A 22,479-nucleotide genomic window follows, 5' to 3' on the forward strand; every position below is an offset into this window, starting at 1 on the left:
GCCGAAGGACTCCCGTCAGGGACCCTGAGAAAACCCTGTAAGGGTCAGCCACTCATGTGCCATGCCCAGATGACGGCTGGTCAGTCCCTGTCTGGGATCCACGTGGATCAACAGGAAGTCGTCAAGACCCTGACGCACCCTGAGGTATTCCTCGTCCTCCGCCCACACCTGGTCGTCGAACCACACGAACGGCCGCCGCCCCGCGTACTCCGCCACGTGCCGTGTCTTGAACATCTCGCCGAACTCGCTCGGCTCTCCGGGGGACATGGGGATGACGGGCAGCGTGGGCAGGCCGATCCTGGGAGCGATCCATTCGTTGGCGTGGTCCTCCCACGTGGTCGCCCACACCAGCTCGGAGCCGGTCGCGAGGGCCAGGTCGAGGAGTCTGCGGCCGTGCCTGGCGTTGAGGTGGACGGTGTAGACCTCGGCCCCGACCGTGCACCGGTAGCGCCTGAAGTCGGGCGCGGCCCGGCCCATCGGGTTGAGCACACCGTCCACGTCGATCAACAGCAGCGGTTTCACTGAGCGGCTCCGGCCCGGTGTTCCTGCGGGCTGATCCCGCGTACCCGCTTGAAGGCCGCGCTGAGCGCGAACGGGCTGCCGTACCCGACCTTCCTGGCGACCGAGCCGACCGTGGCGTCGGGCTCGCGCAGCAGGTCGGCGGCCAGCGCCAGGCGCCAGTCCGTGAGGAAGGACATCGGCGGCTCGCCGACCAGGTCCGTGAAGCGCCTGGCCAGGGACGCCCTGGAGACGCCGACCTCGGTGGCCAGGGTCGCGACGGTCCACGGGTGGGCGGGGTTGTTGTGCAGCATCCGCATGGCCTTGCCGACCACCGGGTCGCTCAGCGCGCGGTACCAGGCGGGCGCCTCGTGCGTGGCGAACCAGGAGCGCAGCACCGCGATGAGCAGCAGGTCGAGCAGCCGGTCGAGGACCGCCTCCTGCCCTGGCTCGTCCTTGACGATCTCGGCGCCGAGCAGCGAGATGATCGGGTCGCCCGGCTGTACGATCAGCATGGGCAGCGCCTCCAGCAGCCGCCTGCTGACCTCGCCCTCGAAGTTGTAGGTGCCGGTGAGCAGCACGGTCCCGCCGTCCGGGTTGTTGCCCCAGGTGCGGATGCCCAGGTCCATGGCCTGGTAGAGGGACTCGCCATCGAGGGTGGTGCAGTGCTGGCCGGGGTGGATGACGATCTGCGGCCTGGTGGCGGGGTGGTCGGACACCGTGTACGGCTCAGGCCCCCGGTTGATCGCCACCTCCCCCGGCCGCAGCGGCACGGGGTCGCCGCCGTCGAGCACGATCCACGCCTCCCCGCGTACCAGAGCGGTCACCGACAGCGGAGCCTCGTCCTGGATGCGTAGTGACCAGGGCGGATCCAGGATCGACCGGAGCAGGAAGGCGCCACGCGCCCGCGGGCCGTCGAGTAGCGCCGCGAGCTGGTCCATGGGTTAGACGATCGCATATGGGAATGCGCTTCTCAACCATGGAGAGTCTTATCGGTATGGTGACTTACTAGATGCATGATGATTTTGGTGCTCGGCGGCACCGGCAAGACCGGCCGCCGCATAGCTGACCGGCTCACCGCCCGCCACCTGCCCGTACGCATCGGGTCCCGCTCCGCCGTACCGGCCTTCGCGTGGGACGACCGCACCACCTGGGGACCCGCGCTCGACGGCGTCACGGCCGTCTACCTCTCCTACTATCCCGACCTGGCGCTCCCCGGCGCGTACGACGACGTCAAGGCCTTCACCGAGCTGGCCGTGCGCACGGGCGTGCGGCGGCTGGTGCTGCTGTCCGGAAGGGGCGAGCCGGAGGCGCAGGCCAGCGAGGTCACGGTCGCGGAGTCGGGGGCGGAGTGGACGGTCGTCCGCTGCAGCTGGTTCATGCAGAACCTCAGCGAGGGCTTCCTGCACGGCCAGGTGCTCGGCGGCGTCATCGCGCTCCCCGGACCCGACGTGGCGGAGCCGTTCGTGGACGTGGACGACATCGCCGACGTGGCCGTGGCCGCGCTCACCGAGGAGGGCCACGCGGGCCGCCTGTACGAGCTGACGGGCCCGAGGCTGCTGACGTTCGCGCAGGTGGCGGCCGAGCTGTCGGAGGCCACCGGCAGGCAGATCGTCTTCCAGCAGATGACGCCGGAGGCGTATCGGGCGGCGGCCGTGGCGGAGGGACTGCCGGAGGACGAGGCGGCGGGCCTGACCGAGATGTTCACGGGGATCATCGACGGCCGCAACGCCTACCTGGCCGACGGCGTACATGAGGCGCTCGGCCGGCCCGCCCGCGACTTCGCCGACTACGCCCGGGCGAACGCCAAGGAGTGGACGATCTAGTCCGGCAGCCCCTCGCACAGTCCGTCCAGGGGCGTGCTCTCGTGCATCGCGAGCCGCCCGCCGGCCAGCGCCGGGCCGACGAGGGTGATGTGCTCCAGCACGGCGACCACGCGCCCCAGCCCGGCGAAGACGCCGGTGCTCACCGGCACCCAGGCGGGCAGCGCGCGGCTCAGGTAATCGACGATTTCGCCGGTGCGGACCGACGCCCGCCGATTCCTGCGCCATTCTTTGTACGCCTGAGCCCAGCGATCCGCTTTGTCCTCTCCGTGGACGCTCCCATTTCTGCGCTGACCGGCGACCCAGAGCAGGAATTCGGTCATGGGAAATCGCGGCGCGGGCATCAGGGAGGAGGCGATGCGCCGGCGTCGTCGCCGACGACGAAGACGAGCACGGGCAGGTGCCGGTCGCGCCGCCACACCGGGGGCCGCCTGATGAGATCCCCGACCGTCTCGTGTCGGGCATACGGTGCTCCCCTGCCGAGTTCCGTAATCGCGGAAACCCACAGCTTTACACCGTGCCGACAATGCCGATGAGGGAATGGAAACGCCTGCCATACCAGCACGTTATGACTGACGGATTTATCCGGACTAATGGCTCCTAACCACTTTGGCGGGATCCCATCCGGGCCGTGGCACCGAATCGAGCAGCAGCCTGGTGTAGACGTGCTCGGGCTCGGCCAGCACCCGCGCGACCGGCCCCTGCTCCACCACCACCCCTCGGTGCAGCACCAGCGTGTCCTCGCACAGGTGCCGCACCACGGCCAGGTCGTGGCTGACGAACAGCAGCGCGACCCCCGAGTCCCTGCGCACCTGCGCGAGCAGTTCGAGGATCTGCGCCTGGATGGACACGTCGAGCGCGGCCACCGCCTCGTCCAGCACGAGCACGGACGGCTCCACCGCCAGCGCCCTGGCGATGGCCAGGCGCTGGCGCTGGCCGCCGCTGAGCTGGTGGGGCCTGGCCCCGGCCTCGCGGGTGCCCAGCCCGACCTGATCGAGCAGCTCGGCGGCCCGCGAGCGGTCCTTGCCGTGCAGCCCGAGCGCGGTGTGCAGGCACTCGGCCGCGGTGAGCCTGGGGTCGAGCGAGAGGTACGGGTCCTGGAACACCATCTGGATCTCGCGCGCCCTGCGCAGCCTGGCGGCCCGGCCGCGTTCGCGCGCGGAGCGGGCCCGGCCGGCCACGGAGATCGTGCCCGAGTCGGGGGTGACCAGGCCGACGAGCATGCGGGCGATCGTGGTCTTCCCCGACCCCGACTCGCCGACCAGGCCGAGCGAGCCTCCCTGCGGCAGCTCGAACGACACCCGGTCGGCCGCCTTCGTACCCTGGAACGACTTGCACAGATCGCGTACGGCGAGCATCACACCTCCACCAGACGGCAGGCCGCGGACCCGCCGGACACGGTCACGGGCCGCGGCTGCCACTCCCCGCACGCCTCCGCCGCGTCCGGGCACCGGGGCGCGAACGGGCACCCGCCGAACACGTCGTCCAGCGAGGGCGGCCGGCCGGGGATGGGCCGGATCGGCCGGGGATCGCCGAGCTCGGGCGTGCAGGCCAGCAGCCCGGCGGTGTAGGGGTGGCGCGGATCCTCGAACAGCTCCTTGGCCGGCCGCGACTCCACCACCGTCCCCGCGTACAGGACGTGCACCCGGTCGCAGAAGGCCGCCGCCAGCTGCAGGTCGTGCGTGATGAACAGCATGCCGAGCTCCCGCTCCGCCTGGATCCCGCGCAGCAGCGCCAGCGTCTCGGCCTGCGTCGTGACGTCGAGCGCGCTCGTCGCCTCGTCGGCCAGCAGCAGCGCGGGATCGGCGGCCAGCGCGGCGGCGATGACCACGCGCTGCAGCATGCCGCCGGACAGCTCGTGCGGATATTGCCGCATGCGCAGCTCGGGGTCGCGCATGCCGACGGCGGCCAGCAGCTCCAGCGCCCGCGCGCGGGCCTCGGCCTTGGGCCGGCCCAGCGTGAGCACCATGCGCTCGGTCAGGAAGTCGCCGATCCTGCGGACCGGGTTGAGCGACGAACGCGGGTCCTGATAGATCATCGACACCCGCGCCGCCCGCAGGTCCCTGAGCGCGGCCGGGCCCATCGTGAGCACGTCCTCACCCGAGACCAGCACCCGGCCCGACACCCTGGCCGCGGCGGGCAGCAGGCGCAGCACCGAGCGCGCGATCGTGGACTTGCCCGAGCCGGACTCGCCGACCAGCCCCACGATCTCGCCCTTGCCGACGGTGAGCGACACCTCGCGCAGGATCGGCCGCCGGCCGCCCGCCTCGATCGTCAGCCCTTCCACGGAGAGCAGCATCACGTCCCCCTCACGCCCATGCGGTCGGCGAGACGTACGCCGATCACGTTGAACGACACGACCACCAGGGCGATGGCCGCGCCGGGCACCAGCACCGGCAGGAACGCGCCCTGCACGATCGCCGGCTGCCCCTCCTTGACCATGAGCCCCCAGTCGGAGGACGGCGGCTGCGCCCCGAACCCGAGGAAGCTCAGCGTGGCCAGGCTCATCAGCCCCTCGCCGAACAGCACGACGAGGTAGCCGACGATCGAGCGCGCCATGTTGGGCACCAGGTGCCGGACGCAGATGGTGAACCCGCCCATGCCCTGCACCCGGTAGGCGTCGATGTACGGCTTGCCGCACTCGCCCAGCGCGACGCTCCTGGTGTATTTCGCGATCGTCGGCGTGTAGGCCAGCCCGAGCGCCAGCACCGCCGTGGTCATCCCGTTGCCGAACACGGCCACGATCAGCACCACGAACAGCAGCCCTGGAAAGGCGTACATGACGTCGGTCAGCCTGGACACGACGGCATCCACCCAGCCCCGGTGCCAGGCGGCCAGCGTGCCCAGCGCGACGCCGAGCGCCGAGGCGATGGCCAGCAGCGCCAGCGGCCCGATCAGGGAGGTGCGGGCGCCGTACAGGGCTCTGGAGAACAGGTCGCGGCCGGACTGGTCGGCCCCGAGCAGGTGCCCGGGCGACACGGGCGCGAGCGTGGCGGCGAAGTCGACCGCGTCCGGCTCGTAGGGCGCCACCAGCGGCGCGAGCGCCGCCGCCGCCACGACCAGCAGCAGGAACGCGGAGGCCAGCCAGTAGCCGAGCGGCCGCGCCGCCTTCGGCGACAGCGTGGCGACCATCGTGGTCATGCCCGCCTCCTCACTCGGGGATCGATCAGCGGCTGCAGCAGCTCGACCGCCGTGGTCACGGCGATGTAGCAGGTGACCATGAGCAGCAGCACCGCCTGCGTGACGGGGAAGTCGTGGGTGTTGATCGCGTGCACCAGCAGCGAGCCGATCCCGTTGAGGCCGAACGCGGTCTCGATGGTCACCGTGCCCGCGAGCATGCCCGCCGTGACCAGCCCGCACATGGTCACGATGGGCCCGAGCGCGCCGCGGAAGACGTGCCTGACCACGATCAGCCGCTCGGCCAGCCCGGAGGCGCGGGCCACGCTCACGTGGTCGAGCTCGCGCTGCTCGACCATGGCCTGCCTGGTCACCCGGCTGATGATGGCCAGCGCGCCGAGCGCCAGCGTCACGGCGGGCAGCGTCAGATGCCACAACGAGCCGCCGCCCATCACGGGGAACCAGCCGAGTTGCACGCCGAACAGCGAGATCAGCACCGTGGCGACCACGAAGGACGGCACCGAGGTGGCGAACGTCGTGCCCGCCACCACCGCCGAGTCCGTACGCCCGCCGCGCACCGCCGCCAGCACCCCCAGCGCGATCCCGAACACCACGAACAGCACCGACGCGTACGCCACCAGCCCGAGCGTGCTCGGCAGCCGGGCCAGCAGCAGGTCGCCGACCTGGTCGTTGTATTGAGTCGAGCGCCCGAGGTCGCCCGTCACCGCGTCGCCCAGCCACCGGCCGTACTGCACCAGGAACGGGTCGTCGAGGTGGTATTGGGCCCGGACCGCGGCCAGGTATTCGGGCGTCAGGTTCTCCTTGCCGCCCGCCAGGAACGTGACCGGATCGCCGGGCGCCGCGTAGGACGCCCCGAAGATCACGAACGAGGTGGCGAGCAACGTGGCGACGAGCCCGGCCAGCTTGCGCACCACGGGCTCAGCCCTTGGCCCCGAGGTCGGCCGCCCAGGGATAGCCCATGTGGACCTGGGAGGCCGGCGGGCCGGTCACCTTGCCGCCGAGCACGACCGCGTTGGGCACCTCGACCAGCGAGATCCACACCATGTCGGCGGTGAAGCGGCGCTGCAGCTCGATCACGTCCTTCGCGCGGGCGGCGTCGTCGGTGGCCTCCAGCGCCTTGGCGACGAGCTGGTCGTACTCGGGCGAGCTGAAGCCGACCCAGTTGTTCGCCGAGCCGGTCAGCCCGTTGTCGTAGAAGCCGATGGGGTCGGACTTGGTGATGTACCAGTCGTCGGGGACGAGATCGACCTGGGCACGCAGTGATTTGTCGGTATAAAAGCTGCCGAACTCGCTTCCCGGGACCGACTTGATCTGCGCCGTCAGCCCGATCTTCTTGGCCGCGTCCACGACGGCGTTGGCGATGACCGTGCGCGACTGCTCGCCGTCGGTCGCCACCACGATCGGCTCCTTCGGCGACCCCGCCTCCTGCACCAGCTTCTTGGCCTCCTCCAGCTGCGGCGACTCCGGCGCGCCCTGGAGCTGGTCGTAGGCGGCCTGGAACGCCGCCTTCTCGTAGGACCACGCCCCCGCGCCGACCGGCACCTTCCACGGCCTGGCCAGCCCCGCGAACCCGGACTTGGCGATGCCCGCCCGGTCGACGGCCAGCGACAGCGCCCGGCGGATCTTCGGGTCCTTCATCACGCCGCGATCGGTCGGCAGCAGCACGAACACCCTCGTCGTCGCGCCGTAGGCCACGCTGACCGCCTGGTTGCTCTGCAGCGCGACGGCGGGCCCGGTGTCGGACAGGTAGGCGCCCTGCGCCTCCCCCGTGACCAGGCTGTTGACCAGCGCGGTGTCATCGGCCCACTTGAACGTGACGCTCTTGGTGAGCGGCTTGACGTCCTTGTTCCAGTACGCGGCATAACGCTCGATCGTGAGCTGCCCGCCCGACTTCCACTCCGCCAGCCGGTAGGGGCCGCTGCACGCGTCGTCGTGCCCCGGCGTGCCGAACTCCTTGCCGAGCTTCTCGACCACCTTCTTGTTGAGCACGATGCCCGCGCCACCGGCGAGGGCCTGCACGAACAGCGCGTTCGGCCTCTTGAACGCGATCGTCACCTCGTGCTCGCCGCTCTTGCGCACGGACTCGACGTCCTCGAACTCGTCGGACTCGTCCATGCCGTCGCCCGCGTGCCGATCGAGGCTCCACACCACGTCGTCGGCCGTGACCGGCGAGCCGTCGTGGAACGTGGCGTCCTTGCGCAGCGTGAGCACCATGGTCGCGGGGTCGGGCTGCGCGGCCTGCTCCGCCAGCCACGGCTTGACCGTCATGTCGGGCTGGGTCTGCATCAGGCGCTCGCAGACGTTGGACATGACCGTGCGGTTGGCGGTGCCGCCGTCGGCGTCGAGGTCGAGCGTGCCCGGCTCCTCGTCGAGCAGCCAGACGGCGTTGTCGAGCGGGCCCGCCGCCTTGGCGGTGCGGTCGACCAGCGTGAGCTTGGCCGGGTCCGGCGCCTTGGTGGTGGCGGCGGGCCCACCGCACGCGGCGGTGAGACCGATCAGCCCGACGAGGGCGAGAGTCTTCTTCACGGGGTCACTTCTCCATGCGGTCCGTCGTAGAGGTTCCAGGGCACGCGCTCGTACTCGTGGTCGCAGGGCGTGCCGGCCGCGATCAAGTAGTCGCCCGTGGTGAGGTCGACGCAGCTCGACAGCAGGGTCGCCCACCGCTTCACGGCGGGCTGGGTCTCGTCGGGGTGGGTGCAGAGGGACTCGGGGTAGCCCAGGTGGTCGGACATCGCCTGCCTGATGCGCTTGCGGGCCTCGTCGGTGCCGGACGCCTCGCGCACGGTACGGAGCCCGCCCTCGGCCCGCGGCACCCGGAACAGCGAGTCGGCCGAGCCGGGCCGGTAGGTCGCGGCGAGCTGCGGCGGCACGAACGCCTGGTAGTGGTTGCCGTGCACGAGCAGCCCGTCCGCCGGATACATCCAGCCGACCGCGCCTGGCGTCGTCTCCAGGTCGATCGCGAACCCCTCGCGATGCGTGATCAGCGCGTTGCTCGCGATGTGGGCCCGCGACTTGGTCAGCGCCTCCAGCGCCGAGTTGAGGTTGTCGCTGTCGAGGACCCTGCGCCTGATCAGCGTCTGCGGCACGCCCACCGAGTCGTCGAAGCGGCCGCCGAGCCCGTTGGCGTTGAGTGCGATGCCCGCCGAGTTGGCCCCCTGCCGCCCGACCTGCCCCGCCTCCACGTGCATGATGACCGTCGGCCGGCCCGGCTGGACCACCCTGAGCACCATCAGCGTGTCGGACACGCCGTCGCGCCAGTCCCAGTTTTGCCCCGCGTAGACGTGGCCGTCGCCGGCGGCCTCCCCCATCAGCGCGAACGAGGTGCACCCGTCGGGCTCCATGGCGCTGAAGGTGGTGTCATAGATGATCTCGCCGCGGGCGTTGAGCGCGACGATGTCGAGGAAGCCGGCTCCCGCGCCCTCGGCGATGCCCTCCATCTCCGCCACCAGCTCGGGAGCGAACGCCCGGCTCGGCGCGACCCAGCGCGCCGCGCGCTCCACGACCTGCGCCCACGACAGGCCGCTGGAGTGCGCGAACGCCTCGGCGTAGTAGGCCAGCGCGCGCTCGATGCGCCCGCGTGCCTGCTCACCGTATTGCCGGCCGCGTTCGCGCGGAGCGCCGGAGATCTCGACGAGGGGCAGGGAAGTGAGGCTCAATGGTGCTCCTTGGACCGGCCGGAAGCCTGTAACGTTCATTTCAGGAAGCGGCGAGTCTGTAGCGGTCGTTTCCAAGGCCAGAGTAATGAGCGCTACACGGGAGTCAAGACCTGTAATGGAAAATACACACGGTCCGGTCGAACAGCTCAGAGCCATGGTCAGGCAGCTCTGGGAGGAGCTGTCGCCGGCCGAGCGGGCAGTGTGCCACTATCTGATCTCCACCACGCCCGAGCAGATCCTGTTCGCCAGCGCTCAGGAGCTGGGCAGCGCGACGGGCACCAGCAACGCCACCGTGGTGCGCACGATGCAGCGGCTCGGCTTCGGCGGCCTGCCGGGGCTCAAGCGGGCGCTGGCGGCCGAGTTCACCTCGGCGGTGGCTCCCGACGTACGCCTCAAGCAGCGCATCGGCCACGTCGGCCAGGACCTGCGGGGCATCTGGGAGCGGGTCTTCGACGAGGCCCGCGAGCGCGTCGAGCACTGCAGCAGGCTGCTCGACGAGGAGGCGTTCAAGAAAGCGGTCGAGCTGCTGGTCAACGCGCCGGGCGTGTTCGTCTACGGCGCGGGCGCCTCCGAGCCGGCCGCCCACCACCTGGCGCTCAAGCTCAACCGGCGCGGCCACCGCACCAGGGCCGTCTCCGCCACGGGGTTCGCGCTGGCCGACGACCTGCTGTGGCTCTCGCACGGCGAGGTGCTGGTGATCTTCCAGCCGGCCCGCAAGCTCAAGGAGATCACCGTGCTGATCGACCGGGCCAAGGCGGTCGGCGCCGGCACCGTGCTGATCTCCGACGAGCTCGTCGGCTCCTTCGCCGACCAGGTCGACGTGGTGCTGGCCGCCCCCCACACGCCCACCGGCATCACGGCCGAGCCGCTGACGGGCATCATCGTGGCCGACGCGCTGCTGCTGGCGCTCGACACGCTCGACGAGCCGCGCTCGGTCGAGCACTCCCATCAGCTCAACGCATTACGCGAACAACTCCTCGGTCCCCGTATCCGCTAGCCTCACCCTCGTCACTCCCGTGTTTTCCGAAGGGTGTTAGTCGTGATCGGCTGGCTAGAAGCGGTGGTTCTGGGGTTGGTCCAGGGGCTCACGGAGTTCCTGCCGATCTCCTCCAGCGCTCACATCCGTGTGGTGTCCGCGTTCGCCGGCTGGCAGGACCCGGGTGCCGCGTTCACCGCGGTCATCCAGCTCGGCACGGAGACGGCCGTGCTGATCTATTTCCGCAAGGAGATCTGGGAGATCATCTCCACCTGGACCCGTTCCCTGTTCGACAAGGAGCTGCGCAGCCACTGGGCCGCGCGCATGGGCTGGTACGTCATCGTCGGCACGCTGCCCATCGGCATCCTCGGCCTGGCGCTGAAGGACCAGATCGAGACCGTCTTCCGCGACCTGCGGGTGGTGGGCACCACGCTGATCGTCTTCGCCCTCATCCTCTGGTTCGCCGACCGCACGGCCCGCAACAAGCTCACGCTCGAAAAGCACCTGAGCTTCACCCACGCCGTCGTGTACGGCTTCGCCCAGGCCTTCGCCCTGATCCCCGGCGTCTCCCGCTCCGGCGGCACCGTCACCGCCGGCCTGCTGCTCGACTACCGCAGGGAGGACGCGGCCAAATACTCGTTCCTGCTGGCCATCCCGGCCGTCCTGGCCTCCGGCCTGTTCGAGCTGAAGGACATCGGCGAAGGCCCGGCCCCCGCGTGGGGGCCGACGATCCTCGCCACCGTCATCTCCTTCATCGTCGGGTACGCGGCCGTGGCCTGGTTCCTGCGTTACATCAGCACCCACCGCTTCACGGTCTTCGTGATCTACCGGATCATCCTCGGCTTCTTCGTCATCCTCGCGGTCACCTTGAACTGGATTCCAGCTCTGGGCTGACCGGCGCCCGGTAGTAGGCCGCCCACGCGTCGTCGCCCATGCGCAGGATCTTCAGCCCGATCCAGCCGAGCGCGGCGACGGGGACGGTCCAGAACGGCACGGTCATGGGCCCGTACTCGACCAGGAACCCGCCGAGATAGCCGACCGCGACCAGCAGCGGCGCCCACCACCCGACGAACCCGGTCCGCCACACGGCCACGGTCAGCAGCGGCAGCCCGACGAAGCCGAAGAACATCCACGGCAGCTGGAAGCCGAAGATCACGCCGGGCAGGTTCAGCATCTCGTCGAGGATGCGCTGCGCCTCCTCCGGCGAGTGGTGCTGCCCCAGCCACCACTCGACGGGGTCGATGAGCAGCAGCCCGGACAGCTGGAGATAGCCGATCACGGCCAGCGCGCCCGTCACGTGGCCGAACCACGTGGCCTTGCGCCTGGTCAGGTGCACCAGGCCGATGACGGCCACGGCCATCAGCATCCAGCTCCAGTGGTAGAGCGCGGACTGGGCCTGGGCGAGCGCGGGGTTCGCACCGAAGCTGACCGCCTCCCGGTCGTCTCCCCAGGTACCGGGATCGACGAGGACGGCTATGGCCTGGAGCAGCGGGGCCACGATCAGCAGCACGCCTGCCGTGACGCGGCGAAAGGTCACCTGGTCTCTCAACATGCCGCCGACGGTAGGCGCGGCGGGCGCACCCCGTCGTCCGCCTGCTGGACGACGGGGTCTCCCCTGCGCGACGGAGAAGATCGCCGGACCGGGGCACAGCACGTGCGGCTGGTGCCGCCGTCAGCCCTGCCCGCGCCGCCGTGTCGGCAGGCCGTTCTCGCGAGCCACGCGGCGCACGTATGCCTCTGTGAACGGCGAACGCGTGGCCGACAATGTACCCCCTGGACCATGCGCCCGCCTCTCGCGGTGCAGCATCGATCACCCTGCCAGGCCCGCCGACTGCGAGCATGTAAGCAATACGATCGATTTGTCCGACCTCACGCATCGGCTGACGGTGGTTCGCTGGCAACTCGAACGTCGCGGAACCCTGCTCAGCCAGCCCAAGATTCGCATCACGTACGGACCCTTCAATCCTGCCCTGAATCCCACATGGCTTGACCTCAACCAAGACGAAGCCGATATTCTCGCTGAGATTCTCGGCCAACTCACCCCGAACAGCACCGCCGGACTTATCGCCGGTTTGTACGAGTTCGCCTAATATGCGACGTCCACACGTCTCTCACGACGCTACCCGACCGAGGAGCAACGCTGGCACCGGCAGCAGACTTCCGAACTATCGCTCGCACTCGCATCCGCGAAGCCCAGATCCTGCTCGAACAAAAAGAGTGGTCGGGGGCCTATTATCTGGCGGGATACGCCGTTGAGTGCGGGTTGAAAGCGTGCATAACGCGCGAGTTCCGCGAATACTGCATGCCGGACTTACAGCTGGTCAAAGACAGTCATACTCATGACCTCACAAAGCTCGTCAACCTAGCCGACCTCAAGGGCTCACTGTCGCTACAGGAGCACTCGGACTCGGTTTTTGCCATGAACTGGACGCTCACGAAAGACTGGAACGAAAGCAGCCGATATAGCGTATGGACAGAGAGCGAGGCCAGGGCACTGCACAACGCAATCAGCCAGCGCGATCATGGGGTGCTCGAGTGGGTGAAACGACACTGGTGAAGCGGGACATCGAAGAGGGCGCACGCCTGGTCCAAGAGCTGGAAGATCGCGGCTTCCCGCTGAGCGCTGCCCTGTGGGCGCACATGGAAGACTCCGACGAGTGGCTCCTAGTCATCGCAGCACCCTCAGAGGTGGTCACCTCCAGGGCGACGGCATACCAGTTGATCCAGGATGCCCTTCGGGATCTCGGCCTGAACGTACCCCTCAGCCGCATCACCCTGGTAAAAGACGAAGATCGAACCATTCAGAATCTCCGTGCTCTCGCCGAAGCCGAAAGAAGCCGCACACTGGGCCTGAAATTCGGCCCGGCCAGCATCTCCAGCCAGCATGTCACCGAAGGTTATGTCTATCTGCGCGGCCCGCTCGAATATGAGCGGCAGGTGTTCGACGCGCTCCGGCAGATGGCCGACCTGGGACAGGTGCTCGACGCCCGCGGGAGCCGATTGTTCGCCGACGCGCCGAGTCGGTTCGACTTCATTTTCAGCAGTGCCCGAAAAATAGTGCTCGTCGAGGTGCACGCGCTCACACACAGACTGCCAGCTGATCACATAAGAGACACTGTGGCCTGGCATTCACGAGCGGCCCACGCGTCCCCCGCTCCGGTGGCATTGCTCGTTGTCGCCAAGAATGGATTCACCGAAGCAGCCGAAGAGTGTGCGCGGGAGTTTCAGGAAATCCTTCGCCTGATCACCTGGAGCGGAAGCGCGGACATCTCCACACTACGTGCGGGAATTACAGATCTGCTCACGGAAGAGGATGGTGTTTCTCGCTGAAGCTCTTCCTCGCCCGGAACGGGCTTGTCATGCGACTAGAGCGATCGTCCAGCACATCCGCCATCCGTGGCGCACGCATGACAAGCCGCAATGATCAGGTCATACGGCCACCGGGGTCCTGGGCGTCACGGGAGCCGCCTGGGCCCGGCGGCGGCCCGGCAGGGCGAGCAGGACGAGGCCCAGGAGCCCCCACAGGGTCAGGATGCCCACCGGCGTCCACAGGGCCGCGCCGCCGAAGAAGACCGTGTTGCGCACCGCGTCCGCGGCGGGCCCGATGGGCAGGAACTGGCCGATGGCGGCGTACCACTCGGGGATGTAGCGCGCGCCCAGCGGGCCGCCGCTGGCCGGCAGGCCGATCGGGATGAACAGCAGCGCCGCCACCCCGACCCCCGGCGTCCCCAGGAGCTTGACCAGCCCGGCGACCACCAGCCCGATCGTCAGCGAGATCCCGGACGACACCAGCACCAGCCAGCCGAACCGGCCGGGCAGGGCCCCGAACACGGCGTCGGCCAGCCACGCGTTGGCCGTGCCCGCGACCAGCGAGCCCGCCATCAGCACCCCGGCCCGGCCGCCGAGCCCGAGCCCGGGTGCCACCTGGGACAGCAGCACGGCCAGTGCGATGCCCGGCAGGACCAGGCTGAGCACGTAGAACATGCCGGAGATGCCGCCGGAGTCCCCAGGAGGCAGCGGCACCGCGTCCTCCACCCGCAATGCGCGCCCCTGCGCCTGGGTGGCGGCCTGGAAGGCCGCGGTGATGACGGTCGCCCCCGTGCGCCCGCCGGCGCCCGCCACCACGAGCCGGCCCTCCTGCGGCACGAGCACCGCGTCCACCTCCCGGTCGAGCAGGGCGGCGCGCGCGACGTCGGCCGAGGTGTATTCGCGCAGCTCGAAGGCCCCTCGCCGACGCTGGTCGATGCCCGCCTGCAGCTGACGGACCTGCTCCCCCGGCGCGACGACCGCGACGGGTACGCCGTGCGGCTCCGGCTGGTGGAACGCGCCGAGGAACGAGCCGGCGAACAGCATCCCCAGCAGGGCGACCCCGACCACGAGACCGATGATCTTGCCCATCCTTTTTCACCACCTGATGACTTCATCAATGTTGAATTCAAAGGTAGATGAATTCCACATGGTTGAATAGCCCCATGGCCGAAGAACGGGGCAGGCGCCCGGGCAACCCGCAGACCAGGGAGTCGATCCTGGAGGCGGCGATCGAGTCGTTCGTCACCGAGGGCTACGGGGGGACGACGATCAGGGCCGTGGCCCGCACGGCAGGCGTCGATCCGGCCCTGGTGATGCACTTCTTCGGCAGCAAGGACAAGCTGTTCGAGGCCGCGATCAACGGCACCATGCCGGTCGCGCTGCTGGTCGAGGCCATCGACGGCGACGAGGAGCACCTCGGTGAGCGGCTCGTCAGGAGATACCTGGGGCTCTGGGAGGACCCGGTGCACGGCCCGAAGCTCGCCGCCGTGGTGCGTTCGGCCGCCGCCACGCCGGCGACGGCCGAGCTGCTGAAGGAGCTGATGACCAGGGAGCTGCTCGGCCCGGTCGCCCGCAGCCTGTCACACGACCACGCTCACATCCGCGGCCTGCTCGCCGCCTCGCAGCTGCTGGGCCTGGCCGCGATGCGTTATCTGCTCAAGATCGAGCCGCTGGCCTCGCTCCCCGCCGACCTGGTCGTGGCGGCGGTGGCGCCGGGCATCCAGCGCTATCTGACCGGCACGCTCTCCTTGGCCGAGGCCACGGTGGTGCCGCGATAGGTCGCCAGCGTGAACAGCAGCGCCACCAGCCCGAGCCCGGTGGCGAGCACGACCACGCCGGTCCTGCCGTACCAGTCGAGCGCCGCGCCGCCGGCCAGCCCGGCCACGAACAGCCCGACGTACTGGGCGGAGGACAGCAGCCCCAGGCCGATCGGGACGTTGCCGGGCACCGCCGCGACCGTCCTGAACTGCTGGGCCGGGCCCACCAGCCAGCCGAGCCCGCCCCACAGGAACGCCCACACCAGCGCGATGGGCAGCGCCAGGTTCGCGATGGGGATGAGCGCCATGAACACGGTGGCCGCCCCGATGCCGATCAGCACCATCGCGCGGGGCCCGTACGTGTCGGTGAAGCGCCCGCCGAGCTGGTTGCCGACGATGCCCCCGAGCCCCCACGCCCACAGCACCGCGGGCAGCGGCAGGTCGAACAGCGACCCGATGTAGGTGTAGGCGCTGAACGCCGCCGCGAACATCAGCAGCTGCGTCACCAGCACCGCCTGCACCCGCCGGTCGGCCAGCGGCGCGAACCGCTCCCTCAGCCGCCCCGACGTCGGGATCCTGACCTCGGGGACCACCGCCGCGACCCCGGCGAACCCGATCACGCCCAGCCCCACGACCAGCCACAGCGTGGACCGCCAGCCCGAGACCGAGCCCAGCCAGGTGCCCAGCGGCACGCCGATGGCGGACGACACGGTCAGCCCGCCCATCACCAGCGCCAGCGCGCGCCCGCGGCGCTCGGGCGCGGTCAGCGCGTTCGCCACGCCCGACGCGGTGGGCGTGAACATGGCCGCACCCGCCGCCGCGATCACTCGCGTGGCCATGACCAGCGGGTACGTCGGAGCCAGCGCGGTCAACGTATTGCCTGCGACGAACACGGCCATGGCCACCAGCAACAGGGTCCTGCGCGACAGCCGCGCGGTCACGGCGGCCAGGATCGGCGACAGCACCGCGTACGCCAACGCGAACACGGTCATCAGCTGCCCGGCGGCCGATCGGGAGATCCCCAGATCAGCCGAGATAGGGGGCAACAGGCCAGCAGTCACGAACATGCCGGTGCCTATCGCGAAATTTCCCACAGCAAGCGGATAGAGCCGCGACCCCATGAAGCCTCCACACACAAAAAGTTGGACGCTCATCAAACTGTCTTATAGTTGGATCGTTGTCAAACAATAAGACGGAGGTAGGGTTTCCACCATGCGCCTGCTGCCCCATCCCGCCACCGACGACATCGAGCTCACCGAGGTCCTGCGGGCGCTGTCCGACCCCGTCCGCCTGGAGATCGTCGCCCGCCTGTCCGCGAGCGGCGAGATGACGTGCGGCACCGCGGGCGACGACCTCGGCATCCACAAGTCGACCGCCTCACACCACTACCGGGCGCTCCGCGAGGCCGGCGTGATCTTCTCCAAGCAGGAAGGGCGGCTCAAGTACATCAGCCTGCGCCGCGACGACCTCGACACCCGCTTCCCCGGCCTGCTCGACTCCGTGCTCTCGGCGACCCGCACGTGACCCGTCCCGACGCGCTGCCGATCCGGCACGTGCTGGCCGAGCTGCTCGCCGTGCTCGACCGGCAGGGCGCCGCCGTCCTGACCGCCCCGCCGGGCACCGGCAAGACGACGGTGGTGCCGCTGGCCATGGCCGAGGCGGGGATGCGGGTGCTGGTGGCCGAGCCGCGCCGCCTGGCCGTCCGCGCGGCGGCCAGGCGCATGGGCGTCAGCTACACGATCCGCGGCGAACGGCACGTGGGCGCGAACCCCATGGTCGAGGTCGTCACCACCGGCGTGCTGCTGCAACGGCTCCAGCGGGACCAGGAGCTGGCCGGGGTGGACGCGGTCATGCTCGACGAATGCCACGAGCGCCACCTGGACGCCGACACGGCCCTGGCGTTCCTGCTCGACGTACGCGACACGCTCAGGCCGGATCTGCGGCTCCTGGCCACCTCCGCCACCGCCGACGCCGCGCCCTGGTCCACGCTGATCGGCGGCCCCGTCGTCGCGGCGACCGGCACCCCGCATCCCGTCGAAACGGTGTGGGCCCCGCCGCCCCGCCCGGTCGCCCCGCCGCACGGGCTGCGCGTCGATCCCGCGCTCCTGTCGCACGTGGCCTCGGTCGTCCGCCGGGCGCTCGCGGAGCAGGAGGGCGACGTGCTGTGCTTCCTCCCGGGCGTGGGCGAGATCGCCAGGGTGGCGGGCGCGCTGTCCGGCGGCCTCGACGGCGTCGAGCTCCTCCAGGTGCACGGCCAGGCTCCCGCGCACGTTCAGGACGCCGTCCTGGCGCCCGGCCGGTCCCGCAGGGTGGTGCTGGCCACGTCGGTGGCCGAGTCCAGCCTGACCGTCCCCGGCGTGCGGGTGGTGGTCGACTCGGGCCTGGCCCGTGAGCCGCGTACGGACCACGCCCGCGGGCTCGGCTCCCTCACCACGGTCAGGGCCTCGAAGGCGGCGGCCGGCCAGCGGGCGGGACGGGCGGGCCGGGAGGCTCCCGGCACGGTGTACCGGTGCTGGGCGGCCGCCGAGCACGAGCGGCTGGCAGCCTACGCGCGGCCCGAGATCGCGCTCGCGGACCTGACGGGGTTCGCCTTGCAGGCGGCCTGCTGGGGTACGCCAGGCGCGACCGGCCTCGCCCTCCTGGACCCGCCGCCGGTCGCCGCGATGTCGGCCGCCACCCGTACCCTCGAAGTCCTCGGAGCCGTGGACGCCGGCTCCAGGGTGACGGGGCGCGGGCGGCGGATGGCGCTGGCCGGCGTGCACCCGCGCCTGGCCAGGGCCCTGCTCGACCTCGGGCCGCGCGCCGCCGAGGTGGTGGCCCTGCTGTCCGAGCAGCTTCCGCGCGAGGCGGGCGACGACCTCGCCGAGGTCTGGCGCACGGCCCGGCGCGGCGGAGACGGCTTCGCCGCCCGCTGGCGCCAGGAAACCAAACGCCTGCGCCGCACCACCGCTGAGCCCGGCACCACCCAGGACGGGCGCGGGTTGGCCGATGACGCCTTCGCCGGGCTGGCCGTGGCGTTGGCGTTTCCCGAGCGGGTGGCGCGGCGGCGCGGCGGCGGGTACCTCATGGCGTCCGGCACCCAGGCCCAGCTAGCCGAGGGCTCCAAGCTCAGGACCGCTTCCTGGCTGGCCATCGCGATCGCCGACCGGCCGACCGGCGCGGCGTCGGCCCGCGTCCGCCAGGCCGTCGTGATCGACGAGGCCACCGCCAGGCTGGCCCTGCCCATCACGACGGAGGACGAGGTCACCTGGCGCGTCCCCCCGGGCGAGCGGCGCGGCGACGTGTCCGCCCGGCGGGTCGAGCGGCTGGGCGCGATCGAGCTGTCCGCCACCCCGCTCAAGAACGCCGACGTCCGCGCCGCCATCCGGCACGGCCTGCGCACGGAAGAGGTCCTGACCTGGACGAGAAAGGCCATGGACCTCAAGGACCGCCTGGCCTTCTGCCACCGAGCGCTCGGCGACCCCTGGCCCTCGATGGACGCGCTCGCCGATCTGGCCGACCAATGGCTCGAACCCGAGCTGTCCCGCGCCCGCAACCGCGCCGACCTGGAGCGCATCGACGTCGCCACGGCACTCAAACGCCTCATCCCGTGGAGCGAACGCCTGGAGCCGGTCGCACCCGAGCGCATCGAGGTGCCCAGCGGCTCCCACATCCGCATCGACTACTCGGGCGAGCAGCCGGTGCTGGCGGTGAAGCTGCAGGAGCTGTTCGGCTGGGTGGAGACGCCCGAGATCGCCGGCGTCCCCCTGCTGGTGCACCTGCTGTCCCCCGCGGGCCGCCCGGTGGCCGTGACCGCGGACCTGGCCTCGTTCTGGCGCGACGCCTACCGTTCGGTACGCGCCGAGCTGCGCGGCCGCTACCCCAAGCACCCCTGGCCCGAGGACCCGCTCACCGCCGCGCCCACCCGCCGCACGAACAGGAGCTAGACATGATCACCGCAGCGGCCCGCGACAACGCCGGCTGGTGTGACCTGGTGTGCCGCGCCCACGGCGCGCCGGGCGTCTTCACCGAACGGGCCTGGACCAGCCGGGTCAGGACCCCGCCCTGCTACCCGGACGCCGTCACCCTCACCCCGGGAGCGACCGCGGCGGACGTGCTCGGCCCCATCGACACCGGCTCGGGCGCCTCGGTCAAGGACAGTTTCGCCACGCTCGATCTGCCGGGCTTCGACGTGCTGTTCGAGGCGCAGTGGATCCACCGCCCGGCCGCGGACGCCGTACCGGAGACCACCACCGTCTGGGAGGTCGTCGACGCCGCCGCCCTGCCCGCCTGGGAGCAGGCGTGCTTCGACGGCGAGGTGACGGGCCTCTTCCGCCCCGGGATCCTCGGCGAGGCGACGGTCCTGTGCGGCCGGAGCGGCGGTGACATCGTCTGCGGCTCGGTGCTCAGCAGGTCAGGCCGGGTCGTCGGCGTCTCGAACGTCTTCGGCCCCGACGAGGACGCCGCCTGGTCGGGCACGCTGTCCATGGCCGCCGCGCTCTTCCCCGGCCGCCCCCTGGTCGGCTACGAGAGCGACCCGGCAGCCGCGCTCCGCCACGGCTTCAGCACGATCGGCCCGCTCCGCGTGTGGCTCAAGCCCTGAGGTCGTCCAGCGTCGGGTGCTCCAGGACCGGATACGTCTGGGCTCCGACTCCGAGATCCTTGAACCCGCTGGACGTCCCAACGCACACGACGGGCCCGCCGAACTCGCGCCGCAGCTTCCGGTAGCCGGCCACCCCGGCCGCGCCCGACAGCTCCTGCCACAGGCCCTGCCCGGCGAGGTCCCGCTGCGCGAGCCGCATCTCCTCGTCGGTCACCAGCACCGCCTCGCCGCCGCTGTCGCGCACGGCCAGCACCCCGCGGTGCCCGCCGACCGGGCCTGCGATGCCGTACGCCGCGCTCGGGAACGTCTCCACGATCGCCGCGGGCGCACCCGTGGCCAGCGCGCGGGCGTGGGGACCGTCGGCGGCCGGCTCGCAGGCGAACATCCGCGGCGTCGTCCCGGTCAGCCCGAGCAGCTTGAGCTCCACGAACCCCTTCCAGACGCCGTAGAGCAGCTCGGCATACCCCGTGGGCGTGAAGACCGCCGCCGGAGCCTGGCCGAGCTGCAGGAACAGCTCGTACGCGATCGTCTTGTACCCCTCCGGCCCGAACGGGTGGCCGGTGTGCGTGACGGTCTGGTTGCTGACGGGGTGGTAACCCAGCCGGTCCACGACCTCCCGCAGCAGCGGCCACCGCGCCTCGGCCGGTACGGAGACGACGCGGGCCCCGTACGCGCGGGCGAACGCCTGCACGGCGGGCGGCGAGTCCGCCGAGGTGAGCACGATCGCGCGCAGCCCGGCCCGCGCGGCGTAGGCGGCGGCCGAGGCCCCGTGGTTGCCCGACGACGCCACGACCACGCCGGGCGCGCCGGCGGCGAGGGCGGCGCTGACCGTGACCCGGTTCAGGCGGTCCTTGTGCGACCAGGTCGGGTTCCTGGACTCGTCCTTGAAATGGATCCCCTCGAACTCCACCAGCGGCGTCCCGCCCTCGCCCAGCGTGGGCGCGGCCAGCGGCGGCAGCAGCGGCGACCAGCGGGCGATGTCGGTCCCCGGCGTCTGATCGAACAGACCGGGATCGACCCGCGCGTAGTCGTAGCCGACCTCCAGCGGATAGGCGATCTCGTCGGTGCTGCTCTTGGGACAGCCTCGCGTCAGGGGCGGGAACAGCGGGAACTCCGCCGTGAGGTCGCCCAGAGAGCGCTGGCGGATGGCGAGCGAAGGTCCGTTCACGTGGACGGAGTTTATCTAGCCTCGCAACAAAGAGTGAAAACCTGCACACTCTAGACATGTTGTGGGCAGGCAGGCCCGCTGCCGAGATCGCGGCGGCCGTCCGGCAGGGCGAGGTGACGGCCACGACCGTCGTCGAGGAGCATCTTCACGCCATCTCGGTACGGGATTCCAAGGTAGGGGCGTTCCGGCTCGTCAGAGAGCAGGCCGTGGACGAGGCGCAGGCCGTACAGAAACGGCGTGACCTCGCGGACCTGCCGCTGGCCGGCGTGCCGGTGGCGGTGAAGGACAACCTGGAGGTGGCCGGCGAGGCCACCCGCGGCGGCTCCGCCGGCACGGCGGACGTGCCCGCGCGGGAGGACCACGCGACGGTGGCGCGCCTGCGCGCGGCCGGCGCGGTGATCGTCGGCCTGACGAACCTGCCCGAGCTGGGGCTCGTCGCGTTCGGCGACAGCGCCTACGGCATCGTGCGCAACCCGTGGAACCCCTCGCGCACGGCCGGCGGCTCCTCCTCGGGCAGCGCCGCGGCCGTGGCGGCGGGCATGGTGCCGATCGCGCTCGGCAACGACGGCATGGGCTCCTTACGCATCCCCGCCGCGTGCTGCGGCGTGCTCGGCTTCAAGCCGGGCACCGGCCTGGTGCCGCCGCCGAGCGACAACTGGGACGAGCTCACCGAGAACGGCCCGCTGGCCACGACCGCGCAGGACCTGGCCCTGATGCTGTCCGTGCTGGCCGCGGATCCGTCGCTGGCCGAGGCGTGGCGGGCCGGCCGGCGGATCGAGCCGCGGCCCCGCATGCTGCGCTCGGTCTGGGCGGACGACGACGAGGTGTGGGAGCAGCCGCCGCCGCAGGACAGCCCCGAGCCGTTCGACCTGCGGGTGGCGTACGCGGCCCAGCCGCTGCCCTCGGGACTGCCCATGGACAAGGAGTTCCAGGCCGCGGTCCGCGCGGCGGCCGAGACGCTGCGCGTGGCCGGGCACACGGTGGTCGAGCACGGCAGCAGGCTGCCCGCCGCGCTCGGCCCCGCCACCGTCGCCACCTGGCTCACCCAGGCCGCGAAGTCGGCCGAGGGCCTGGACCGGCGCCGGCTGGAGCGCCGCACCCGCGCTCTCGCCCGCGCCGGGCGGCTGCTGGCCGCGGTCAAGCTCGACGGTGTACGGACCCGCGAGCGCTGGAGCGGGTACGGGGCCGACCAGTGGTTCGGCGACGCCGACGTGCTCATCATGCCCGCGCTGGCCGCAGTGCCCCCCAAGGCGGAGCGCTGGGGCGAGCGCGGCTTCGTGCGCAACGCGCTGGCCAACATCAGGTACGCCCCCGTCACCGGCCCGTGGAACATGTGCGGCTGGCCCGCCGTCACCGTCCCCCTGGCCACGCACTCCAGCGCGCTGCCCATCGGCGTCCAGCTCGTCGCACCACCCGGCGGGGAGCCGCAGCTCCTCGGCCTGGCCGCCCAGCTCCAGGCGGTCCACCCGCCCCTGCGCCCACCCGGCTTCTCCTCCTGAGCCGCCAGGGTCGGCATCACCACCCTGGGCGCTGAGCCTGCACCTGGCAGGTGTACCCCCAGCAGGGCGCTGG

Annotated in this window: 24 protein-coding genes; 11 read left to right on the forward strand and 13 right to left on the reverse strand. The window is 71.1% G+C overall.

Annotation, left to right across the window (positions count from 1 at the left end; translation table 11 throughout):
* Window positions 1–15 precede the first annotated feature (15 nt).
* Both ABEA43_RS03800 and ABEA43_RS03805 read right to left on the reverse strand, forming a co-directional pair.
* A complete protein-coding gene (locus tag ABEA43_RS03800) occupies window positions 16–522 on the reverse strand; it encodes an HAD domain-containing protein (RefSeq protein ID WP_345558639.1) in 507 nt (168 codons plus the stop codon).
* A complete protein-coding gene (locus ABEA43_RS03805) occupies window positions 519–1,439 on the reverse strand; it encodes an AraC family transcriptional regulator (protein ID WP_345558641.1) in 921 nt (306 codons plus the stop codon). Before ABEA43_RS03805 ends, ABEA43_RS03800 begins: the two co-directional genes overlap by 4 nt.
* Window positions 1,440–1,514: 75 nt before the next feature.
* Between ABEA43_RS03805 and ABEA43_RS03810 the strand changes: the two genes are divergently transcribed.
* The gene (locus ABEA43_RS03810; RefSeq protein ID WP_345558643.1) at window positions 1,515–2,324 is read left to right on the forward strand and encodes an NAD(P)H-binding protein; all 810 of its coding nucleotides are present in this window, start codon (window positions 1,515–1,517) and stop codon (window positions 2,322–2,324) included.
* Here the strand turns inward: ABEA43_RS03810 and ABEA43_RS03815 are convergent.
* The 7 genes from ABEA43_RS03815 to ABEA43_RS03845 all read right to left on the reverse strand — a co-directional run bounded on the left by ABEA43_RS03815 (window position 2,321) and on the right by ABEA43_RS03845 (window position 9,115).
* Window positions 2,321–2,644: a hypothetical protein gene (locus ABEA43_RS03815; protein WP_345558645.1), complete on the reverse strand. Its 324-nt coding sequence runs from the start codon at window positions 2,642–2,644 to the stop codon at window positions 2,321–2,323. The two genes, ABEA43_RS03810 and ABEA43_RS03815, sit on opposite strands and share 4 nt — an antisense overlap.
* Window positions 2,645–2,911: 267 nt before the next feature.
* Window positions 2,912–3,679: an ABC transporter ATP-binding protein gene (locus tag ABEA43_RS03820; protein WP_345558647.1), complete on the reverse strand. Its 768-nt coding sequence runs from the start codon at window positions 3,677–3,679 to the stop codon at window positions 2,912–2,914.
* A complete protein-coding gene (locus ABEA43_RS03825) occupies window positions 3,679–4,620 on the reverse strand; it encodes an ABC transporter ATP-binding protein (protein WP_345558649.1) in 942 nt (313 codons plus the stop codon). Before ABEA43_RS03825 ends, ABEA43_RS03820 begins: the two co-directional genes overlap by 1 nt.
* Window positions 4,620–5,462 carry an ABC transporter permease gene (locus ABEA43_RS03830; protein WP_345558651.1) on the reverse strand — a complete coding sequence of 281 codons (843 nt, stop codon included), beginning with the start codon at window positions 5,460–5,462 and terminating at the stop codon, window positions 4,620–4,622. The genes ABEA43_RS03825 and ABEA43_RS03830 overlap by 1 nt, the downstream gene beginning before the upstream one ends.
* Complete coding sequence (locus tag ABEA43_RS03835) at window positions 5,459–6,373, reverse strand: ABC transporter permease (RefSeq protein ID WP_345558653.1); 915 nt, start codon at window positions 6,371–6,373, stop codon at window positions 5,459–5,461. The genes ABEA43_RS03830 and ABEA43_RS03835 overlap by 4 nt, the downstream gene beginning before the upstream one ends.
* Window positions 6,374–6,377: 4 nt before the next feature.
* A complete protein-coding gene (locus ABEA43_RS03840) occupies window positions 6,378–7,985 on the reverse strand; it encodes an ABC transporter substrate-binding protein (protein WP_345558654.1) in 1,608 nt (535 codons plus the stop codon).
* Window positions 7,982–9,115: a C45 family autoproteolytic acyltransferase/hydrolase gene (locus ABEA43_RS03845; protein ID WP_345558656.1), complete on the reverse strand. Its 1,134-nt coding sequence runs from the start codon at window positions 9,113–9,115 to the stop codon at window positions 7,982–7,984. Before ABEA43_RS03845 ends, ABEA43_RS03840 begins: the two co-directional genes overlap by 4 nt.
* A gap of 115 nt (window positions 9,116–9,230) precedes the next feature.
* Between ABEA43_RS03845 and ABEA43_RS03850 the strand changes: the two genes are divergently transcribed.
* Together ABEA43_RS03850 and ABEA43_RS03855 are read left to right on the forward strand one after the other, a co-directional pair.
* Window positions 9,231–10,112 carry a MurR/RpiR family transcriptional regulator gene (locus ABEA43_RS03850; protein ID WP_345558658.1) on the forward strand — a complete coding sequence of 294 codons (882 nt, stop codon included), beginning with the start codon at window positions 9,231–9,233 and terminating at the stop codon, window positions 10,110–10,112.
* Between the two features lie 42 nt (window positions 10,113–10,154).
* Window positions 10,155–10,985, forward strand: a complete 831-nt coding sequence (locus ABEA43_RS03855; RefSeq protein WP_345558659.1) for an undecaprenyl-diphosphate phosphatase — start codon at window positions 10,155–10,157, stop codon at window positions 10,983–10,985.
* Here the strand turns inward: ABEA43_RS03855 and ABEA43_RS03860 are convergent.
* Entirely contained in the window at window positions 10,954–11,643 is a 690-nt protein-coding gene (locus ABEA43_RS03860) for a hypothetical protein (protein ID WP_345558661.1), read from the reverse strand. The two genes, ABEA43_RS03855 and ABEA43_RS03860, sit on opposite strands and share 32 nt — an antisense overlap.
* A gap of 307 nt (window positions 11,644–11,950) precedes the next feature.
* Between ABEA43_RS03860 and ABEA43_RS03865 the strand changes: the two genes are divergently transcribed.
* The 3 genes from ABEA43_RS03865 to ABEA43_RS03870 all read left to right on the forward strand — a co-directional run bounded on the left by ABEA43_RS03865 (window position 11,951) and on the right by ABEA43_RS03870 (window position 13,421).
* Window positions 11,951–12,181 carry a hypothetical protein gene (locus ABEA43_RS03865; RefSeq protein ID WP_345558663.1) on the forward strand — a complete coding sequence of 77 codons (231 nt, stop codon included), beginning with the start codon at window positions 11,951–11,953 and terminating at the stop codon, window positions 12,179–12,181.
* 77 nt (window positions 12,182–12,258) lie between these two features.
* On the forward strand, window positions 12,259–12,648 hold the full coding sequence (locus ABEA43_RS68100) for a HEPN domain-containing protein (protein ID WP_425570158.1): 390 nt from the start codon (window positions 12,259–12,261) through the stop codon (window positions 12,646–12,648).
* A complete protein-coding gene (locus ABEA43_RS03870; RefSeq protein ID WP_345558665.1) occupies window positions 12,627–13,421 on the forward strand; it encodes a hypothetical protein in 795 nt (264 codons plus the stop codon). The genes ABEA43_RS68100 and ABEA43_RS03870 overlap by 22 nt, the downstream gene beginning before the upstream one ends.
* A 99-nt stretch (window positions 13,422–13,520) precedes the next feature.
* Here the strand turns inward: ABEA43_RS03870 and ABEA43_RS03875 are convergent, their stop codons facing one another.
* The gene (locus ABEA43_RS03875) at window positions 13,521–14,489 is read right to left on the reverse strand and encodes a hypothetical protein (RefSeq protein WP_345558667.1); all 969 of its coding nucleotides are present in this window, start codon (window positions 14,487–14,489) and stop codon (window positions 13,521–13,523) included.
* A gap of 74 nt (window positions 14,490–14,563) precedes the next feature.
* Between ABEA43_RS03875 and ABEA43_RS03880 the strand changes: the two genes are divergently transcribed.
* The gene (locus ABEA43_RS03880) at window positions 14,564–15,178 is read left to right on the forward strand and encodes a TetR/AcrR family transcriptional regulator (RefSeq protein WP_345558669.1); all 615 of its coding nucleotides are present in this window, start codon (window positions 14,564–14,566) and stop codon (window positions 15,176–15,178) included.
* On the opposite strand, the gene ABEA43_RS03885 is transcribed toward ABEA43_RS03880, so the two are convergent.
* Window positions 15,127–16,311, reverse strand: coding sequence for an MFS transporter (locus tag ABEA43_RS03885; RefSeq protein WP_345558671.1), 1,185 nt, complete (start codon window positions 16,309–16,311; stop codon window positions 15,127–15,129). The two genes, ABEA43_RS03880 and ABEA43_RS03885, sit on opposite strands and share 52 nt — an antisense overlap.
* A 58-nt stretch (window positions 16,312–16,369) precedes the next feature.
* Here ABEA43_RS03885 and ABEA43_RS03890 point away from each other — a divergent pair, with 58 nt between their 5' ends.
* From ABEA43_RS03890 to ABEA43_RS03900, 3 genes are read left to right on the forward strand one after another with little or no spacing between them, the layout of a single operon-like run.
* On the forward strand, window positions 16,370–16,681 hold the full coding sequence (locus tag ABEA43_RS03890; protein WP_345558673.1) for an ArsR/SmtB family transcription factor: 312 nt from the start codon (window positions 16,370–16,372) through the stop codon (window positions 16,679–16,681).
* Window positions 16,678–19,083 (forward strand): ATP-dependent helicase HrpB, encoded by a 2,406-nt coding sequence (gene hrpB / locus ABEA43_RS03895; protein ID WP_345558675.1) that lies wholly within the window; start codon window positions 16,678–16,680, stop codon window positions 19,081–19,083. The genes ABEA43_RS03890 and hrpB overlap by 4 nt, the downstream gene beginning before the upstream one ends.
* Before the next feature lie 2 nt (window positions 19,084–19,085).
* The gene (locus ABEA43_RS03900) at window positions 19,086–19,739 is read left to right on the forward strand and encodes a hypothetical protein (RefSeq protein ID WP_345558677.1); all 654 of its coding nucleotides are present in this window, start codon (window positions 19,086–19,088) and stop codon (window positions 19,737–19,739) included.
* Here the strand turns inward: ABEA43_RS03900 and ABEA43_RS03905 are convergent.
* The gene (locus tag ABEA43_RS03905; RefSeq protein ID WP_345558679.1) at window positions 19,729–20,907 is read right to left on the reverse strand and encodes a threonine synthase; all 1,179 of its coding nucleotides are present in this window, start codon (window positions 20,905–20,907) and stop codon (window positions 19,729–19,731) included. The genes ABEA43_RS03900 and ABEA43_RS03905 overlap by 11 nt on opposite strands.
* 56 nt (window positions 20,908–20,963) lie before the next feature.
* Between ABEA43_RS03905 and ABEA43_RS03910 the strand changes: the two genes are divergently transcribed.
* The gene (locus ABEA43_RS03910) at window positions 20,964–22,406 is read left to right on the forward strand and encodes an amidase (protein WP_345558681.1); all 1,443 of its coding nucleotides are present in this window, start codon (window positions 20,964–20,966) and stop codon (window positions 22,404–22,406) included.
* Window positions 22,407–22,479: the final 73 nt, after the last annotated feature.

This window comes from Nonomuraea rosea (genome assembly GCF_039539705.1).
GTDB classification, from domain to species: Bacteria; Actinomycetota; Actinomycetes; order Streptosporangiales; family Streptosporangiaceae; genus Nonomuraea; species Nonomuraea rosea.

Excerpts from the sequence above, each read along its gene's own strand:
- ABEA43_RS03805 (WP_345558641.1), bottom strand. The coding sequence starts at position 1,439 with ATGGACCAGCTCGCGGCGCTACTCGACGGCCCGCGGGCGCGTGGCGCC.
- ABEA43_RS03810 (WP_345558643.1), top strand. The coding sequence starts at position 1,515 with ATGATGATTTTGGTGCTCGGCGGCACCGGCAAGACCGGCCGCCGCATA.
- ABEA43_RS03815 (WP_345558645.1), bottom strand. The coding sequence starts at position 2,644 with ATGACCGAATTCCTGCTCTGGGTCGCCGGTCAGCGCAGAAATGGGAGC.
- ABEA43_RS03820 (WP_345558647.1), bottom strand. The coding sequence starts at position 3,679 with ATGCTCGCCGTACGCGATCTGTGCAAGTCGTTCCAGGGTACGAAGGCG.
- ABEA43_RS03825 (WP_345558649.1), bottom strand. The coding sequence starts at position 4,620 with ATGCTGCTCTCCGTGGAAGGGCTGACGATCGAGGCGGGCGGCCGGCGG.
- ABEA43_RS03830 (WP_345558651.1), bottom strand. The coding sequence starts at position 5,462 with ATGACCACGATGGTCGCCACGCTGTCGCCGAAGGCGGCGCGGCCGCTC.
- ABEA43_RS03850 (WP_345558658.1), top strand. The coding sequence starts at position 9,231 with ATGGAAAATACACACGGTCCGGTCGAACAGCTCAGAGCCATGGTCAGG.
- ABEA43_RS03860 (WP_345558661.1), bottom strand. The coding sequence starts at position 11,643 with ATGTTGAGAGACCAGGTGACCTTTCGCCGCGTCACGGCAGGCGTGCTG.
- ABEA43_RS03875 (WP_345558667.1), bottom strand. The coding sequence starts at position 14,489 with ATGGGCAAGATCATCGGTCTCGTGGTCGGGGTCGCCCTGCTGGGGATG.
- ABEA43_RS03880 (WP_345558669.1), top strand. The coding sequence starts at position 14,564 with ATGGCCGAAGAACGGGGCAGGCGCCCGGGCAACCCGCAGACCAGGGAG.
- ABEA43_RS03885 (WP_345558671.1), bottom strand. The coding sequence starts at position 16,311 with ATGAGCGTCCAACTTTTTGTGTGTGGAGGCTTCATGGGGTCGCGGCTC.
- ABEA43_RS03890 (WP_345558673.1), top strand. The coding sequence starts at position 16,370 with ATGCGCCTGCTGCCCCATCCCGCCACCGACGACATCGAGCTCACCGAG.
- ABEA43_RS03900 (WP_345558677.1), top strand. The coding sequence starts at position 19,086 with ATGATCACCGCAGCGGCCCGCGACAACGCCGGCTGGTGTGACCTGGTG.
- ABEA43_RS03910 (WP_345558681.1), top strand. The coding sequence starts at position 20,964 with ATGTTGTGGGCAGGCAGGCCCGCTGCCGAGATCGCGGCGGCCGTCCGG.